The following is a 16,058-nucleotide window of genomic DNA, read 5'->3' on the forward strand; positions in this document are numbered from 1 at the left end:
TCAAGATGCGACTTGCGAACGACCCGACAATCCAATCCACTCCCGTGAACCGGACCACAGTGCCCATCCGCCTGCGCATCCCTTCTCACAACACGGTATTCAGTTTTCAAAGATCCCGCAGCCCCGCAACCGGAACCGCAACGGCCTCGCCCGCCTCGCAGAGAGGCCGGCAGCGCGCCGTGATGTCATCTGGTGCGGTTCGGAGACAAAAAGCGCAACGCCGAACCGGCGTTGCTTCGTCGACCTCGCGGCCGCCGCATCACCTCTCGAACCTCTGGGCTCATCACCCGTCCAACCCGCCGGCCAACCGGCCACCGCGTCGGTGGAGCGGTTTATAGGTCCCTCCCCACCGACCGCGCAAGCGCTTTTTTGCCGTGGGGTGAAGAATTTTTGACGGGCACCCGGCGCGTCGATGGTGGTAGGGAGTCGGCAGCACCGCCCGCAAGGTCAGAAACGGGTCTTGTGGATGGTACTTACAGTCCGCCGTTCGCATGCGGCGCCGTTGTCGGTTGACTCCGTCAATACCGGCGCGCATGGTCCATCGAAGAGACGCTGAACAAGGATGCACCGGCCGGGCGTTGCGCGCGACGGTTCTGCATGGTTTGAGCACGAAGATAGGGAGGAAGCCGGTGCGATTGAGGGACGTCTGCCTTCCCGCTCTTGCGTTGTGTGCCGCCGGAGCTGCCGGCTTCCTGGTACCCGCCGCTTTTCCGTCCGCCAGCGCGGCGGACCGCTCCGCCGCCCCTCCCGCCTTCATCCTGCCCCCGGTCAAGCCGGAGATCCCCGGCTCGTCGGCCGACGGTCCCGCCGCTGTCGGCGGCGGTGAGGAGGCTGCCGCCGGCGGTGAGGAGATCGCCGCCGAGGTGGTGCCGGCGGCGGCCGTACCGGACGGCGACGACACACCCGTCACTCCGGCGGTGCTGGTCACCGCCGACCCGCCTGCCGCCACCGTATCCGGCGAAGACGCCGACAGCGACGCAGAATCCAATCTCGACCGCCGGGTGTTCCTGGTCAGCCGGGGCGACACGCTGCTGAACCTCCTGGTCGGCGCCTCCGTGCCGCGCACCGAGGCGGCGGGGGCCATCCGGGCGTTGCGGGAGGTGTACGACCCCCGCAGCCTCCAGGTGGGCCAGCAGGTCACCGTGCTGTTCGAGCCGCGCCGCGGCGGTGCCCGGCAGTTCGTCGGGCTGGAGCTGGAGCCGGACGTGGTCCGCTCGGTCACCGTGGCACGAACCGGCGATTCGGGCTTCGAATCGGCCGAGGTGGAACGGGCGGTGGAGCGGCGCCGGGTCGGTGCGGCGGCCGAGGTCCGCTCCAGCCTGTTCGAGGCCGGTTCCGCCGCCGGAGTCCCGGTATCCGTGATGATGGCGGTGATCCGTCTCTATTCCCACGAGATCGATTTCCAGCGCGACCTGCAGCCCGGCGACCGCTTCGAGGTGCTGTTCGAACGGATGGTGACCGACGACGGCCGCGTCGCCGGGGACGGGGACGTGCTGTACGCCTCGCTGGTGCTGAGCGGCAAGGAAAGGCCGATGTACCGGTTCAAGACGCGGGACGGCCGCGTCGATTATTATGACCGCGACGGGGCCAGCATCCGCCGGGCCCTGCTGCGCACACCCATTGACGGCGCCCGGATTACCTCCGGCTTCGGCATGCGCCGGCATCCGATCCTGGGCTTCAGCAAGATGCACCAGGGGATGGACTTCGGCGCCCCGACGGGCACCCCCATTTACGCCGCCGGCAACGGGGTGGTGGAGGAGGTCGGTGTCAAGGGCGCCTACGGCAACTATATCCGCATCCGCCACAATTCCGAGATGGCCACCGCCTATGCCCATCTCAGCCGGTTCGCCGGCAACGTCCGGCGCGGCGGGCGGGTGCAGCAGGGCGAGGTGATCGGCTATGTGGGCTCGACCGGCCGGTCGACGGGACCGCACCTGCACTATGAGGTGCTGCGCCACAACCGGCAGGTCAATCCGGCCAGCGTCGACCTGCCGACCGGCGAGAAGCTGGACGGCCGCGACCTGCGCGATTTCCTGCAAACGGCGAAGGCGCTCGACCGGGCGTTCGAGGAGTCGAAGCAGGGTCTCCAGCTCGCCCGCACCCCGGCGGTCGAGGACAAGGGCTGCACCAACGAGACCGCCTGCTGACCGTCACCCTTACGGGTGCAGCGTTTATTGGCGCAGCATCCGCCGGATGGCGTCGGCAAGGATCTGAAGCCCCTTGTCGTCGTCCTGCGCCAGTTTCTGCAGGCGTTCGCGCATGCGCTGCACGTTGGAACTCTTGGCAGAGGCGCGCTCGATGGCGAGGTTCGCCTCCTCGGGCTTCATCATCTCATCGTCGGCCATGGCGGTCTCCCTGCTGAACGCCCCATCGTGATCCTTCCCGCCGCCGCCCGCAACGGGCGCCGGCGCGGCCCGTCGGTGTTACCGGTACAGGCCGACGGTTTCCGTCGCCTCGCCGCCGGTGCCCAGCTTGAACTCGGTCACGCCGGGGGCGGTGTCCGGATTGATGCCGCCGAGGTCGAGCCAGCGGAAGCCCCGCTGGCGCAGAGCCCCCATCGATTCCCAGAGAACCAGGCGCATGGCGCTGGTCTTGCGCCCGACGTCGTCGGACCAGCCGAGCTGATAGGTGGCGGTGGTCCCGTGCCCCAGGAACAGCGCCGACGACACCGGCTTGCCACCCTTCAGGGCCGCCGTCATCAGCACCCCGTCGTCGGTGTGCAGGGCGTTGCGCAGCCGCACCACAAGGGGGCCGGACATCTCGCGGTACTGCTTGACGCGCGCCTGGTCGTGCTCCTGCTTGACCAGCCAGGGCAGGTTCTTCGCCTCCGGGTCAAGGTCGAGGGTCAGCCCCGCCTTGCGGGCGCCCTTCAGCGCCTGCCGCCACCCGCGGGACAGGGCCGCGCCCAGTTCCTCGTCGCTGCGGGTCAGATCGATCCACACCGTGCGGTAGCCGGGCCCCACCTTGCGGAAGCCGCAGCGCACCATCAGCTCCGCCGTCATGTCCGACGCCGGCAGTTCCGGCAGGAAGCTCAGGCGGCTCAACGGGTTGTCCGGGCATTCCCGGCGCAGCAGCCGCAGCACCGCCTCCAGGACCGCCGGCTCCGGCGGGCCGTCGAACCACAGAGGGCCGCGGTGAAGCCGGCGCTGCACGAACAGCTTCAGGGCGCGGCGTTCCAGGACCTGCAGCATGCCGATGGGGGTGCCGTCGCGCTCGATCATCCCCAGGCGCGGCACATGGCCATGGGTCCGGCCCATGGCCCGGGCGTAGCCGAAGCACTGGGTCAGGGTCGAACGCTCGATCCGCGCGAAGGCGGCGCTCCAATCGCCGAGCGTGCCGTCGTTCCAGACGATGCGGACGGAGGGTGCGGTCATCACGCCTACGCCGGCGGCAGGGCCGCCGTCGCCTCTTCCACCTGGGCGAACGTTGGTCGGTATTCCGGTTCCAGCACGTTTCGTGCGTATTCCACGGAAATCGCCGGTGCGTAGCCCGAGAGGTGGGCGAGAAGACCGGTCTTCATGCACTGATAGTATTTGGTCTCGGCGTGGTACACGGCCTTCAGGCCGGCGGCCATCGGGCCGAAGAAGCCATACGCGAACAGCACGCCGGAGAAGGTCCCCACGAGGGCGGCGCCGATCAGCTTGCCCAGCACTTCCGGCGGTTCGGTGATGGAGCCCATGGTGTGGATCACGCCCAGCACGGCGGCGACAATGCCCAGCGCCGGCACGCCGTCGGCGACGGTCTGAATGGCGTCGGAGACGCGCTGGTGCTCGTGGTGGATGGTTTCGATGTCCTCCTCCATCAGATCGACCAGCTCGTGCGGGTTGTCGGCCCCCAGCGACATCAGGCGGAGATACGTGCACAGGAAGGTGATGGCGTGATGATCGCTGTAGAATTTCGGGAACTGCTGGAACAGGGGTGAGTCCTCGGGCTTCTCGATGTGCTGCTCGAGCGCCAGCAAACCCTTGGTCTTCGCGATCTTGAAGACCTGGTACATCATGGTGAGCAGTTCGAGAAAATCATCCTTCTTGTACTTCGGTCCCTTGAACAGGTGGCCGATTTCCTTGCCGGTGTGGCTGATGACGCCCTTGGGGTTGGCGATGAAGAAGGCACCGGCGGCGGCGCCGAGGATGATCAGGTATTCGAACGGCTGCCACAGCACCCCCAGGTGACCGCCGGCCATCGCGTACCCGCCGAACACGCTGAAGATCACGATGCCGAAGCCGATCATGACGAACATGGTAGAGAACTCCCAGCGGCTTGCTCCGGCTCGACGGTGTCGCACACGCAACCCCGCACCCGCGGCACCATGGACCACAAAACCCTAAGATTTGTGTAAACTTGGCAGGACATCGGGCCCGCCGACCGGCGGGCGCGGCGGATTCTAGCCACCGCGCGGGGGGCTGTCACGAAAGGAGTAGGCGGCCCCGCCCTACCGGGCGAAGAAATACTGGAACGGGTTGGTCGGTCCGGGCGTCGGATAGATCCAGGCATCCATCATGAAGGACGGCACGTTGCGAAAGTCCTCGCGGACCAGGCCATAGCCGGCGGGTGGCAGGGAGAAGCCGATCAGGAAGAACTCGTCGGCGGCGATGTCGAGAATGCCGTGCATCAGCCGGACCTGCTCGTCCGGATCCATGGTCTGCCGGATGCGGCGGTAGAGGTCGATTTGCCGCAGCACCGGCTCCGGCGGGGTTTCGGCCAGGCCGCTGCCCCGCCCTTCCAGCCAGTGCACCCACGCCAGCCCGAACACCGAATCGTCGGTCGCGGGCATGAAGGGGTGCGGTTCGATCAGGGGGTCGATGCCGCCGTCGGTGGCGGCCGTGGTCATGTCGAAGGCGATCTCCTCGCGCGCATGGTTGACGACGCCGCGCTCGCGCGCGGTCACCCGCGCGTCGATGCCGATGGCGCGCCAGTCGGCGGCGGCCAGGGTGGCGATCTCCACGAAACGGGCGCGGTCGCTGCGCACCAGGATCTCGAACCCCACCCGCTCGCCGTCGGGGCGCAGTCGGAACCCCTCGGCGTCGCGCCGGGCCAGGCCCAGGGCGTCCAGGGCGGCACCGGCCGCCGCGGGGTCGTAGGCAAGATGCTGGCGTGCCAGCCGCTCGTGATAGAAACGGGATTCCGGCCGGGGCGCCGGCTGATAGGCCTCCCCGTCGCCGCCGAAGACCCCGGCGACGATGGCAGCGCGGTCGACCGCCTGCGACAGGGCGACACGGAAGGCGCGCTCGCCGAACAGCGCCCGCTTCGCCGGGTCGCGGTGGGTGAGGTTGAGCCCCAGGGCCAGCGTGTTGTTCTCCGCCGACAGGGTCCGGAACGTGCGGTACCCGCCCGCCTCCAGGATGGCCGGCAGGGCGTCGCGCGGGATGCTCGCCTGTATGTTGCGGGTCTGCATGTCGATGCGCCCCTGTTCCACCAGCGCCCGCAGGCCGGCGGGCTTGTCGACGTGCTGCACCACCAGCTCGTCCACATAGGGCAGTTGCTGGCCGGCCGGATCGATCTTCCAGTAATAGGGGTTCCGGCGCAGCACGAAGCGCGGCGGCTGCCCGTCCTCCCAGCGGTCGATCACCCAGGCGGCCAGCGTCGGCACCGGCTCCGCCGCCAGGCTCTGCGCGCCCGCCTCGACCGGCCGGCGCAGCATGGCCGCGGTGCTCGACACGTAATGGTCCACATGGGCCTTCAGCCGGAACAGTTCCGCCGCGGTGCGCACGCCGGCGGCGGCGATCTCCCCCGCGATGCCGTCGGGGTTGTGGCGGGGATGGAACCGCGCCAGCGCATGCCGGGGGAAATCGGTCGGCCCCTTGGTGTCGTAGGCCGAGGCAAGGCGCGCCAGGAAGGTGCTGTGCGGCGTCCGGAAGACGAAGCGCACGGTGTGGGGATCGGGCGCCGTCACCCGGCCGACCTCGCCGCCGCTGGACATCCAGCCCATGTGGCGGGGAGACAGGTCGGGATCGGTCAGCACGTCCTCGTACCAGAACAGCACGTCGGCCGCCGTGAAGGGATGGCCGTCGGACCAGCGCATGCCGGGGCGCAGGCGAAAGGTGAACTCGGTGGCGTCGGCGTTCACCTCGAAGGACTGGGCGATGTTGGGCACCACCCGGCGCCAGGCGGGGTCCCAGCGGACCAGATGCTCGTACCCGACGGTGCGGTAGATCAGCAGGGCGTCGCCGTTGCCGATCATGCCCATCCGCCAGGAGCCGCCGTAACGGCCGATCTCCTCCACCGGCTGCACCAGCAGCGGCGTACGCGGAAGCCGCTCGGCCACCGGCGGCAGCGTGCCGTCCGCCACCGCGCCGGCCAGCACCGGCGAATCCTTGTAGAGGGGCTGCGCCGCGGCGGTCCCGCACCACACGGCCGCGGCGATGGCCAGCACCAACGACACTCCGCGGCTCGCCCGATGCATGCTTTCCCCCTCCATACGGTGCCGACCGTACGCCCGGCCGGTGCGGTTGCAGAACGGCCCGCCGTACGGCACATACGGGAGTATAGGGGTAACACGAACGGCGCTCGAAGGGAAACACCGCCGTCACGGACAACGGCGGGCCACCCGAAGATGGCCCGCCGTGCCGTTGAGCGTGGTATCGCCCTGCGTGAAGCGGTGCGTGGTGCCGTCAGCCGGCCCGCACCACTTCGGGCGCCGTCTCCAGCCGGGCCAGCAGCGCCGTGCGCTCCTGCTCGAACTCATCGGGCAGGTGCTTGCCGAACCGGGCGAAGAAGTCGGCCTGGTCTTCGGCCTCGGCCCTCGCCTCGTCGGTGTTGATGTCCATGATGCGATGGAACTGGTCTTCCGTGAAGTCCAGACCGTTCCAGTTGATGTCCCGGTAATGGGGCATGTAGCCGAACGGACTTTCCACCGGCGCGGCGGCGCGGCCGCGCACGCGGTCGACGATCCACTTCAGGACCCGCATGTTGTCGCCGAATCCCGGCCAGGCGAATTTGCCGTTCTCGTCCCGGCGGAACCAGTTGACGCGATAGATCCGGGGCAGGTCCTTCACCTTGCCCTCGAAGCTCAGCCAATGGTTCCAGTAATCGCCCATGTTGTAGCCGCAGAACGGCAGCATGGCGAAGGGATCACGGCGGATGGCGGCCTGGCCGACGGCGGCGGCGGTGGCTTCCGAACCCATGGTGGCCGCCCAGTACACGCCCTCGCGCCAGGTCTTCGCCTCGAACACCAGGGGGAAGGTCCGGGACAGCCGGCCGCCGAAGATGAAGGCCGAAATCGGCACGCCGGCCGGGTCCTCCCACGCGGGGTCGATGGACGGGCACTGGCTGGCCGGCGCGGTGAAGCGCGAGTTGGGATGCGCCGCGGGGCGGCCGCTGGCGGGCGTCCAGTCGTTGCCCTGCCAGTCGATCAGGTGCGCCGGCGGCTCGTCGGTCAGGCCCTCCCACCAGACGTCGCCGTCATCGGTCAGCGCCACATTGGTGAAGATGCAGTTGGCGTGCAGCGTCTTCAGGGCGTTGGGGTTGGACTTCAGGCCGGTGCCCGGCGCCACGCCGAAGAAGCCGGCCTCCGGGTTGATGGCGCGCAGGGTGCCGTCGGGCTGCGGCTTGATCCAGGCGATGTCGTCGCCGATGGTGCGGACCTTCCAGCCCTCGAAGCCCTCGGGCGGCACCAGCATGGCGAAGTTGGTCTTGCCGCAGGCGGACGGAAAGGCGGCGCCGACGTAGGTCTTCTCGCCCTCCGGGCTCTCGACGCCGAGGATCAGCATGTGCTCGGCCAGCCAGCCCTGCTCGCGGCCCATGGAGGAGGCGATGCGCAGGGCGAAGCACTTCTTGCCGAGCAGGGCGTTGCCGCCGTAACCCGAACCGTAGGAGACGATGGCGTGCTCCTCGGGGAAGTGGACGATGTACTTGTGCTCGGCGTTGCACGGCCAGGCCACGTCCTTCTGCCCCTCGGCCAGCGGCATGCCAACCGAGTGCAGGCACGGGACGAAATCGGAATCACCCAGCTCGTCCAGCACCTTCTGGCCCATGCGGGTCATCAGGCGCATGTTGACCGCGACATAGGGGCTGTCGGAGATCTGCACGCCGATGTGCGAGATGGGCGAGCCCAGCGGCCCCATGCTGAAGGGCACCACGTACATGGTGCGGCCGCGCATGCACCCGTCGAAGAGGCCGTCCAGCTTGGCCTTCATCTCCGCCGGGTCCATCCAGTTGTTGGTGGGGCCGGCCTCTTCCTTCGTCTTCGTGCAGATGAAGGTGCGGTCCTCGACCCGCGCCACGTCACCGGCGTCGGAGCGGCAGAGGAACGAGTTCGGCCGCTTCGCCGCGTTCAGCCGGATGAAGGTGCCGGAGGCCACCATCTCGGCGCACAGGCGGTCGTATTCCTCCTGCGAGCCGTCGCACCAGTGAACCCGCTCCGGCTTGCATTTGGTCGCGATCTCCTCGACCCAGTCCAGGAGCTTCTTGTTCCTCGTGCGAGTCAGTCCAGTCATAGCGTCCTCTTCCACGTGTCCCGCCGGCTCCGGCGCGCCCCGTCCCGTGGGCGTCCCGGTTGCCCGGGTGCAGCCGGGCGGGATTCTTGCTTGGTTGCGCGGCCCCGTCCGGGACCGCCTCGGTCGACCCGATCCGGCGTGCGCCACGCCGGACCGAACATCACACCCCGGCGCGGACTCGCGACGGTGGCGGCGCCGCGGGCGCTGCCCTCGGAAGGCGCCGCCCGGCGCGGGCTTGCCGCGGGCGGATCATGGTCGGTCCGGAATGCTGCACGGTCAGTTCTCCTGGTTGCTTCTTGTTATGGTCCGCCGGCATCGTCCGGCCGGCGGCCGTGTGAGGGGGGCGTCCCGGCCCCCTCCCGGCGGGTGCGCCGAACGAGGTCGGCGATGGCCGCCTCCGCCCCCTCGGCGTCCTCGGCGCGCCCGTCGAAGTCCCATCGCGCGACCGCGCCGTCACGGCGCAGGTCCGCCCCTTCCGGGTCGATCCCGGTCAGCGTCCACCCCTCTCCACGGGGGTATCCTGCCGCATCGGCTACCCCGGTTTCATTGAGCCTGATCAGAAGTTCGCCCTCCGCCGCCGCCAGGGCGGGGGGCACCCGGTCCAGCAGCAGATCGGCCGCGTCGATGCGGTGGACACGGCCGAAACCGGCGACGAAATGGGCGCGCTCCACCGCCACGCGGTAGATCGCGAAATCGGCGAATTCCATGGTGAAGGCGGCGCCGGGGTGGCGGGCGCGGAAGCGGGCGCGGTGGCGCGGCTCGTCGCTGCGCTCCGCCCGGCCCAGCACCGAGACGCGGCCGCCGGCCAGCGGCCGGGCAAGACCCGCGGTGGCGTCGAACAGCAGGCCGACGCGCCCGTCGGCGGCGATGTTGGCGGTGTGCAGGGCAAGCGTGGACAGCAGCAGCAGCGGCGTGGCGTCGTGGTCGAGAGCCACCAGCACCAGCGAGGGATAGGGCCAGCCGCCGTCGTCGCACGACAGCGTGGCCAGGGTGGCGCGATCGGTGGCCCGCAGGATTCGGCGCGCCACGCGGCCCGGCGGTTCGGCCGGTGTGTCGGGGCTGTGCGCCGCCCCCGCGCCGGAGCCCGCTCCGGGTGTGGGACCGCTCGGTGTTCGAATGGAACTCATGCCCTAAGCGTGCGTCCAACCCTGCGGCAAGACCTTTCAGGCCGCCGTTTTGGTGCCATATTGGCGCGTAGACTGCCGCGAAGGAAGGGAAAACTTGGCCGTCCCCCTTCCGCCCCGCCGCCGTGGCCCATCAGCCGGGAGCCCGCCCATGGCCCAGACCATCGCGCTCGTCGACGACGATCGCAACATCCTGACCTCGGTCTCCATGGCGCTGGAGGCCGAGGGATTCGAGGTGCGCACCTACACCGACGGCTCGGAGGCGCTGCGCGGCCTGACCCAGCGCCCGCCCGATCTGGCCGTGCTGGACATCAAGATGCCGCGCATGGACGGGCTGGAACTGCTGGCCCGCCTGCGCCAGACCTCTCACATGCCGGTCATCTTCCTGACCAGCAAGGACGACGAGGTGGACGAACTGACCGGCCTGCGGATGGGCGCCGACGACTACATCCGCAAGCCCTTCTCCCAGCGCCTGCTGATCGAACGCATCCGCGCCCTGCTGCGCCGCGAGTCGCTGTCCCGCGGGCCGGCCGCCGCGGCGGACCCGGGACAGGTGTTGACGCGCGGCTCCCTGGTGCTGGACAGTGCCCGCCACGCCTGCGCCTGGAAGGGCCGACCCATCGACCTCACCGTCACCGAGTTCCTGCTGGTCAAGGCGCTGGCCCAGCGCCCCGGCCACGTCAAGAGCCGCGACCAGCTCATGGACGCCGCCTACGGCGAGCACGTTTATGTCGACGACCGAACCATCGACAGCCACATCAAACGCCTGCGCAAGAAGTTCCGGGCGGCGGACCCCGACTTCGGCCAGATCGAAACGCTCTATGGCGTCGGCTACCGCTACAAGGAGCAGTGAGGGCGACGGGCGGCGGCCACGGCGGCGGCGCTGGCTGCCGTCACCGCTGACCCGGCGCATCCTCGCCGTCAATGTGCTGGCGCTGGCGCTGCTGGTGGGCGGGCTGCTCTACCTCGGCCCCTACCAGGACCGCCTGATCGCGACGGAGCTGGAGGCGCTGCGCACCGAGGCGCGCATCTTCGCCTCCGCCCTGGGGGAAGGCGCGGTGCAGCGCGCCTTCACCGATGCGGGGGAGGAGATCCACACTCTGTCGCCGGAGCTGGCCCGCCAGATGGTCCGCCGCCTGGTCGAGACGACCGAGACGCGCACCCGCCTGTACGACCAGGCGGGGACGCTGGTCTCCGACAGCCGGGTGCTGGTGGGGTCCGCGGGGACCATCCAGATCGAGGAGCTGCCGCCCCCCGACAGCCGCAGCGTGCCGGCCCGCGCGGCGGTGCGGGTGTACCAGTGGTTCACCGACGCCATTCCCGACCGCGCCGGCCTGCCGCTCTACCGCGAGGGGCCGGCCGACGGCAGCCAGCGCACCGCCGACGTGGACCGGGCGCTGGCCGGCGACATGGGTGCAACCGTGTGGCGCACCGACGCCGCGGCGGGTCGCGACGGGCCCGGCCTGGTGCTGACGGTGGCGGTGCCGGTGCAGCGCTACAAGCAGGTGCTGGGGGCGGTGCTGCTGTCGCGCAACGGCGCCGAGATCGACGAGGCCATCCGCTCCGTCCGCTTCGACATCCTGCGCGTCTTCGCGGTGGCCCTGGCGGTGACGGTGCTGCTGTCGCTTTATCTCGCCGGCACCATCGCCCGGCCGATCCGCCATCTGGCGGCGGCGGCGGAGCGCCAGCGCGGCGGACACGGCCGCCACGCCGAGATCCCCGACCTCACGCCGCGCGGCGACGAGATCGGCGATCTCTCCGGAGCATTGCGCGCCATGACGGGGGAGCTGTGGGCCCGCATGGACGCCATCGAACGCTTCGCCGCCGACGTCGCCCACGAGATCAAGAATCCCCTGACCTCCCTGCGCAGCGCGGTGGAAACCGCGACCATCGTCAAGGACCCGGAGCGGCGCGAGCGGCTGATGGCGATCATCGCTGACGACGTGCAGCGCCTGGACCGCCTCATCAGCGACATCTCCAACGCCTCCCGCCTGGACGCCGAACTGAGCCGGGCCGAGCCGGAGCCGGTCGACGTCGGCGCCATGCTGACCATGCTGGCCCAGCTCAAGGCGGAGCTGAAGGCCGACGGCACCCCGGACGGGCCGCCGCGCCTGACGGTGGAGCTGGCGCCCGACGCCGACCTCACCGTTCCGGGGCTGGAAGGGCGGCTGACCCAGGTGTTCCGCAACCTGATCGCCAACGCCCTCTCCTTCTCGCCGCCGGACGCGCCGGTCCGACTGGCGGCGCGGCGCGACCCTGCGGGATGCGTCGTCGTCACCGTGAGCGACGACGGCCCCGGCATCCCCGAGGGCAAGGAGGAGGCCATCTTCGAGCGGTTCTACTCCGAGCGCCCGGCCGGGGAAAAGTTCGGAACCCATTCCGGCCTCGGTCTCAGCATCTCGCGCCAGATCGTCGAGGCGCACGGCGGCACCCTCGTCGCCGCCAACCGCTATCGACCTGATGGCGGTATCGCAGGCGCGGTATTCACCGTCCGGTTGCCCGGAACCCGCTGGTCGACGTAAGGGTTGCGCAGCACCGGATTCCTATGGACAATGCTCCCTTCCGACCCCTTGTCCGGGCCGGGCGGGCGCCCCTCCCGGTGCCGGCCGGTGCCGTGCGGCTTCCGGGGCACCCACGGATGGAGGGGCCGATGGCCGTCACCCCCGTCGCCAAGGTCGTCGATCTCCAACGCTACCGCCTGGCACGGCTGATCCGTGACGCGGGTCGCCAGCAGGGGGAACTGGCCCGCATCATGCGGGCCTCCACCGAGGAGCGCGCCCAGCTCGCCCGCGCCCTGCACGGGGCCCAGCGCCACCTCGCGCGCATCGCCGATTCCTACAAGGTCCTGCTGGTCCGCCTGGAGGAGGAGAAGGACTTCCGCGAGGCGTGCCGGGAAGCTGCGGAACTGGACGACCTGGACGAGATGATCCGCCGCCGCGACGTCCTGGCCCGGCGGCTCGAGGACATCCGCCGCGACGCGCGCCGCCCGTTGCTGACCGACGACGATCCGGAAACCTGAGGGCGCCGTCACTCCGCCTGCGGCAGCGTCAGTGTCACCGCCGTCCCGGCACCCGGCCGGGAGTCGAGCGTCACGCGCCCGCCCAGCGGACCGGTGACGGTGTTGTAGACGATGGTGAGCCCCAGGCCCTTGTGGCCGCGGGCGCGCGCCGTGGTGAAGAAGGCGTCGAACAGGCGGGCCCGCGCCTCGGCGGGAATGCCGGGGCCGTGGTCCCTGACCGCCAGCGCCCAGGCGGGACGGCCGTCCAGCATGGCGGCGACGACGCTCACCTCCACCGCCCCGCCGGCCGCCGGATAGGCGTGGTGGGCGGCGTTGGCGAACAGTTCGAACAGGGTGCGTTCCAGGTGGACCCGGGCGCCGCGCCAGCGGCAGGGGCCATCGCCGGGCGCGGTCACCGCCACGGTGAGGCGGGCGGACGGGTGGTCCATGGCGAACAGCGCCGCCGCGTGTTCCGCCGCCTCGACCAGGTCGAGCGTCTCCGGCGGCTCGGTGTGCGGCCCGGCGGCGATGGCGGTGAACGCCTCCACCAGCGCCACCGCGCGGCCCAGGTTGGAGCGCAGCATGCGGGCGGGCTCAATGAAATCCGCCGCCGCGCCCTGCCCGTCTTCGGCCAGCGTCTCGATGTGGCTGGCGGTGGTGACGCAGACGCCCAGCGGCGTGTTCAGTTCGTGCGCCAGACCGGTGACCGCCTGGACGATCGAGCGGTGGCGGGCCAGTTCCGCCTCCGCCGCGCGCATCCGGCCGTCCAGATCCTCACGCGCCAGCCGGTCGGAAGCGTCGCGGAGCTTGCGGCACAGCTCGCGCATCAGCTTCGCCAACAGCTCCGGGGACGGCACCACCAGGTCGAGGAACTGCGTGCGCTCCAGCACGAAGAGGCGCAGCGGCGTCGCCGCCACCACGGTCGCGGAGCGCGGACCGCCGTCGATCAGCGCGATCTCGCCAAAGCAGTCGCCGGGGTGGCGGCGCGCCACCTCCACCGCGTGGCCGGCGGGGTCGCGGCGCAGGATGCGCACCACGCCGTCCAGCAGGACATAGAGGGCGTCGCCCTCCTCCCCCTCGCGCACCAGCACGGTGCCGGGGTCGACGGTGACGACGCGCCCGCGCGCCGCCACGGCGTCCCGTTCCTCCGCCGAAAAACGGTCGAACAGGGCGATGCCGTCGAGGACCCCGCGAGGGGCCGGGCCGTCCGAACGCGATTCCAAACGCGGTGCTCCGGTTGGGTCATGGCCGGCCACCATACCCCATGCGCGCCCTCGCTGTCGCGTCGGCCGGTGCGAACATTGCGCATCATGGATACGATTGTGTCGCCCGATACCTTTGCTATGGGCCGGCGAACCGGGTCACCGTACGGCGCACCGCGGCGCCGTAGGAACCGCCGAACAGGCGCACGTGCACCAGCAGCGGGTACAGGTTGTACAGGTCCCGCCGCACCTCGAAGAAGCCGGGGCGCAGCGGCCGGATGGCATCGTAACGGCGGAAGAATGGCGTGCCGAAGGTGGAGAACAGGGTGGTGAAGGCCAGCTCGATCTCCGCATCCGCGTGATAGAGCGCCGGATCGATGAAACCGGCGACGCGCCCGCCGCGCACCAGCACATTGCCGCCCCAGAGATCGCCGTGGATGAGGACCGGCGGAGCCGGGGTGCCGATCAGCTCGGGGAGGCGGGCGGCGAGTCGCTCCAGCCCGGCCATGAGCGCGGCGTCGATGCGCCCCTCGGCCAGGGCCGCCCGTCCCATGTGCAGCAGCCTCCGGTCGCGGAAGAAGGCGATCCAATCGTCGGACTCGCCGTTGAGCTGCGGCAGAGGTCCGATGACGGTATCGCGCGGGAAGCCGTAGCGGTCGGCGGTGACGCCGTGCAGGGCGGCGACCAACTCCGCCGCGTGCTCCTCCGCCGCCGGTGTGACGGAGTCGCCGCCGTCCACATGGTCCATCACCAGCAGGGTGTCGTCGGCGTGGTGCACCGCCGGCACCGGCAGAGCGGTGCGGGCGGCCAGGTGGCGCAGCATGAAGCCTTCCGGCTCAAGTCCCCGGCCCGCCTTGGCGACCAGCGTGCGGCCGTCGGCCAGCCGCACCCGCAGCAGCACCGCGTTGTGCCCGCCGGCCAGCGGCGCCACCGCCGCCACGGCGCTGCCGGCGGCCCGCTCGATGGCGGCGCGCCGGTCGGCGGTCAGGGTCATGGCCCTACAACCGCTCGCGGCGGATGTGGTCGAGCAGACCGCGCGCCCCGGCCTCCACCAGGTCGAGCACCTCGGTGAAGTGGTCGCCCTGGCCGTAGTAGGGATCGGGCACCTCGCGCCGCGGTGCCTCGGGGGCGTAGTCCAGGAACAGGCGGACGGTCGCGGCAGCGCCGTCGGGGGCGAGGTGGCGAAGCCGGGCAAGGTGCCCGCGGTCCATGGCCAGCACGTAGTCGAAGGTGTGGAAATCCTGTTCCGTCACCGCCCGTGCCCGCAGATCGGACAGATCGACCCCGCGCCGGCGCGCCGCCGACCGGCTGCGCGGGTCCGGCGGCTCGCCCGCGTGGTAATCGGTGGTGCCGGCGGAGTCGGTGGCGATGCGGCCGTCCAGCCCGGCCTCGCGGACCAGGTGGCGGAACACCCCTTCGGCGGTGGGCGAACGGCAGATGTTGCCGGTGCACACGAACAGGACCTTGACCATCCCGCCTCCCCCGCGTTTTCGTTGGCATCAACAGCCAATTCTTTACCACACCGGCCGCCGGAGTGCCCATGCCGCTTCACCGCACCGCGTCCATCGTCGTCCTCACCGGCGCGGGGATCTCGCGCGAATCGGGGCTGCACACCTTCCGCGACGCCGACGGCATCTGGGCCACGGTGCGGCTGGAGGACGTGGCGACGCCCGAGGCGTTCGCCCGCAACCCGCGCCGGGTGCAGGAGTTCTACAACGCCCGCCGGCGCGGCCTGCTGGACCCGGCGGTGCGGCCCAACGCCGCCCATGCCGCCCTGGCCGAGTTGGAGCGGCGCTGGGGCGGCGGCGTGCTGGTGGTCACCCAGAACATCGACGACCTGCACGAGCGCGCCGGCAGCCGCAACCTGATCCACATGCACGGCGAGCTGCTGAAGGCCGTCTGCGTCCGCTGCCGCACGGTGACGGAGTGGCGCGGCGACCTGTCGATGGAGGACGTCTGCCCCGCCTGCGCCCGTGCGGGAGGGTTGCGCCCGGACGTGGTGTGGTTCGGCGAGATGCCCTATCAGATGGACCGCATCGGCGAGGCGCTCGCCGGCTGTGACCTTTTCGTGTCCATCGGCACCTCCGGCAACGTCTATCCCGCCGCCGGCTTCGTGGCCGAAGCCGGCCGATACGGCGCCCAAACAGTGGAACTGAACCTGGAACCGTCGGCCGGAGCGACGGAATTCGCCCGCAGCATCCACGGACTCGCGACGGCGGTGGTGCCCGCCTTCGTCCGCAGCCTGCTGGACGGCGCCGACATTTGACCGGAACCCTCCGCCGCCCTCCCTGTTGCCTGA

General features: G+C 70.6%; 14 protein-coding genes. 5 read left to right on the forward strand and 9 right to left on the reverse strand.

The window, feature by feature from the left end:
* The first annotated feature begins 629 nt into the window (after nucleotides 1-629).
* Complete coding sequence (locus tag G472_RS0117645) at nucleotides 630-2,147, forward strand: M23 family metallopeptidase (RefSeq protein ID WP_029009432.1); 1,518 nt, start codon at nucleotides 630-632, stop codon at nucleotides 2,145-2,147.
* 24 nt (nucleotides 2,148-2,171) lie between these two features.
* Here the strand turns inward: G472_RS0117645 and G472_RS39490 are convergent, their stop codons facing one another.
* The 6 genes from G472_RS39490 to G472_RS33955 all read right to left on the reverse strand — a co-directional run bounded on the left by G472_RS39490 (nucleotide 2,172) and on the right by G472_RS33955 (nucleotide 9,463).
* The gene (locus G472_RS39490; protein WP_169732828.1) at nucleotides 2,172-2,345 is read right to left on the reverse strand and encodes a hypothetical protein; all 174 of its coding nucleotides are present in this window, start codon (nucleotides 2,343-2,345) and stop codon (nucleotides 2,172-2,174) included.
* Between the two features lie 78 nt (nucleotides 2,346-2,423).
* Entirely contained in the window at nucleotides 2,424-3,374 is a 951-nt protein-coding gene (locus tag G472_RS0117655) for a lipid II:glycine glycyltransferase FemX (RefSeq protein ID WP_029009433.1), read from the reverse strand.
* A gap of 5 nt (nucleotides 3,375-3,379) precedes the next feature.
* Complete coding sequence (motA, locus tag G472_RS0117660; protein ID WP_029009434.1) at nucleotides 3,380-4,240, reverse strand: flagellar motor stator protein MotA; 861 nt, start codon at nucleotides 4,238-4,240, stop codon at nucleotides 3,380-3,382.
* A gap of 192 nt (nucleotides 4,241-4,432) precedes the next feature.
* Complete coding sequence (locus G472_RS0117665) at nucleotides 4,433-6,403, reverse strand: ABC transporter substrate-binding protein (RefSeq protein ID WP_169732829.1); 1,971 nt, start codon at nucleotides 6,401-6,403, stop codon at nucleotides 4,433-4,435.
* Between the two features lie 208 nt (nucleotides 6,404-6,611).
* Nucleotides 6,612-8,435, reverse strand: coding sequence for a phosphoenolpyruvate carboxykinase (GTP) (locus G472_RS0117670; protein WP_029009436.1), 1,824 nt, complete (start codon nucleotides 8,433-8,435; stop codon nucleotides 6,612-6,614).
* Nucleotides 8,436-8,734: 299 nt separating this feature from the next.
* Nucleotides 8,735-9,463, reverse strand: coding sequence for a pyridoxamine 5'-phosphate oxidase family protein (locus G472_RS33955; RefSeq protein WP_051340963.1), 729 nt, complete (start codon nucleotides 9,461-9,463; stop codon nucleotides 8,735-8,737).
* Nucleotides 9,464-9,710: 247 nt separating this feature from the next.
* Between G472_RS33955 and G472_RS0117680 the strand changes: the two genes are divergently transcribed.
* From G472_RS0117680 to G472_RS33965, 3 genes are all read left to right on the forward strand, one after another.
* Nucleotides 9,711-10,412 (forward strand): response regulator transcription factor, encoded by a 702-nt coding sequence (locus G472_RS0117680; protein ID WP_029009437.1) that lies wholly within the window; start codon nucleotides 9,711-9,713, stop codon nucleotides 10,410-10,412.
* Nucleotides 10,381-12,081 (forward strand): stimulus-sensing domain-containing protein, encoded by a 1,701-nt coding sequence (locus tag G472_RS33960; RefSeq protein ID WP_051340964.1) that lies wholly within the window; start codon nucleotides 10,381-10,383, stop codon nucleotides 12,079-12,081. Before G472_RS0117680 ends, G472_RS33960 begins: the two co-directional genes overlap by 32 nt.
* Nucleotides 12,082-12,209: 128 nt before the next feature.
* Nucleotides 12,210-12,578 carry a hypothetical protein gene (locus G472_RS33965; RefSeq protein ID WP_245593520.1) on the forward strand — a complete coding sequence of 123 codons (369 nt, stop codon included), beginning with the start codon at nucleotides 12,210-12,212 and terminating at the stop codon, nucleotides 12,576-12,578.
* An 8-nt stretch (nucleotides 12,579-12,586) separates the two neighbouring features.
* Here the strand turns inward: G472_RS33965 and G472_RS0117695 are convergent, their stop codons facing one another.
* The 3 genes from G472_RS0117695 to G472_RS0117705 all read right to left on the reverse strand — a co-directional run bounded on the left by G472_RS0117695 (nucleotide 12,587) and on the right by G472_RS0117705 (nucleotide 15,231).
* Complete coding sequence (locus G472_RS0117695; protein WP_035692888.1) at nucleotides 12,587-13,780, reverse strand: cyclic nucleotide-binding domain-containing protein; 1,194 nt, start codon at nucleotides 13,778-13,780, stop codon at nucleotides 12,587-12,589.
* Between the two features lie 118 nt (nucleotides 13,781-13,898).
* A complete protein-coding gene (locus G472_RS0117700; RefSeq protein WP_156927164.1) occupies nucleotides 13,899-14,753 on the reverse strand; it encodes a fructosamine kinase family protein in 855 nt (284 codons plus the stop codon).
* 4 nt (nucleotides 14,754-14,757) lie between these two features.
* The gene (locus tag G472_RS0117705; protein WP_029009440.1) at nucleotides 14,758-15,231 is read right to left on the reverse strand and encodes a low molecular weight protein-tyrosine-phosphatase; all 474 of its coding nucleotides are present in this window, start codon (nucleotides 15,229-15,231) and stop codon (nucleotides 14,758-14,760) included.
* 68 nt (nucleotides 15,232-15,299) lie between these two features.
* On the opposite strand from G472_RS0117705, the gene cobB reads away from it, so the two are divergent.
* Complete coding sequence (gene cobB / locus G472_RS0117710; protein WP_035692891.1) at nucleotides 15,300-16,025, forward strand: Sir2 family NAD+-dependent deacetylase; 726 nt, start codon at nucleotides 15,300-15,302, stop codon at nucleotides 16,023-16,025.
* Nucleotides 16,026-16,058 lie beyond the last annotated feature (33 nt).

The organism is Azospirillum halopraeferens DSM 3675 (assembly GCF_000429625.1).
Taxonomy (GTDB): domain Bacteria; phylum Pseudomonadota; class Alphaproteobacteria; order Azospirillales; family Azospirillaceae; genus Azospirillum; species Azospirillum halopraeferens.

Excerpts from the sequence above, each read along its gene's own strand:
- G472_RS0117705 (WP_029009440.1), bottom strand. The coding sequence starts at position 15,231 with ATGGTCAAGGTCCTGTTCGTGTGCACCGGCAACATCTGCCGTTCGCCC.
- G472_RS0117700 (WP_156927164.1), bottom strand. The coding sequence starts at position 14,753 with ATGACCCTGACCGCCGACCGGCGCGCCGCCATCGAGCGGGCCGCCGGC.
- G472_RS0117670 (WP_029009436.1), bottom strand. The coding sequence starts at position 8,435 with ATGACTGGACTGACTCGCACGAGGAACAAGAAGCTCCTGGACTGGGTC.
- motA (WP_029009434.1), bottom strand. The coding sequence starts at position 4,240 with ATGTTCGTCATGATCGGCTTCGGCATCGTGATCTTCAGCGTGTTCGGC.
- G472_RS33965 (WP_245593520.1), top strand. The coding sequence starts at position 12,210 with ATGGCCGTCACCCCCGTCGCCAAGGTCGTCGATCTCCAACGCTACCGC.
- G472_RS0117665 (WP_169732829.1), bottom strand. The coding sequence starts at position 6,403 with ATGCATCGGGCGAGCCGCGGAGTGTCGTTGGTGCTGGCCATCGCCGCG.
- G472_RS0117680 (WP_029009437.1), top strand. The coding sequence starts at position 9,711 with ATGGCCCAGACCATCGCGCTCGTCGACGACGATCGCAACATCCTGACC.
- G472_RS33960 (WP_051340964.1), top strand. The coding sequence starts at position 10,381 with ATGGCGTCGGCTACCGCTACAAGGAGCAGTGAGGGCGACGGGCGGCGG.
- G472_RS0117655 (WP_029009433.1), bottom strand. The coding sequence starts at position 3,374 with ATGACCGCACCCTCCGTCCGCATCGTCTGGAACGACGGCACGCTCGGC.
- G472_RS39490 (WP_169732828.1), bottom strand. The coding sequence starts at position 2,345 with ATGGCCGACGATGAGATGATGAAGCCCGAGGAGGCGAACCTCGCCATC.
- cobB (WP_035692891.1), top strand. The coding sequence starts at position 15,300 with ATGCCGCTTCACCGCACCGCGTCCATCGTCGTCCTCACCGGCGCGGGG.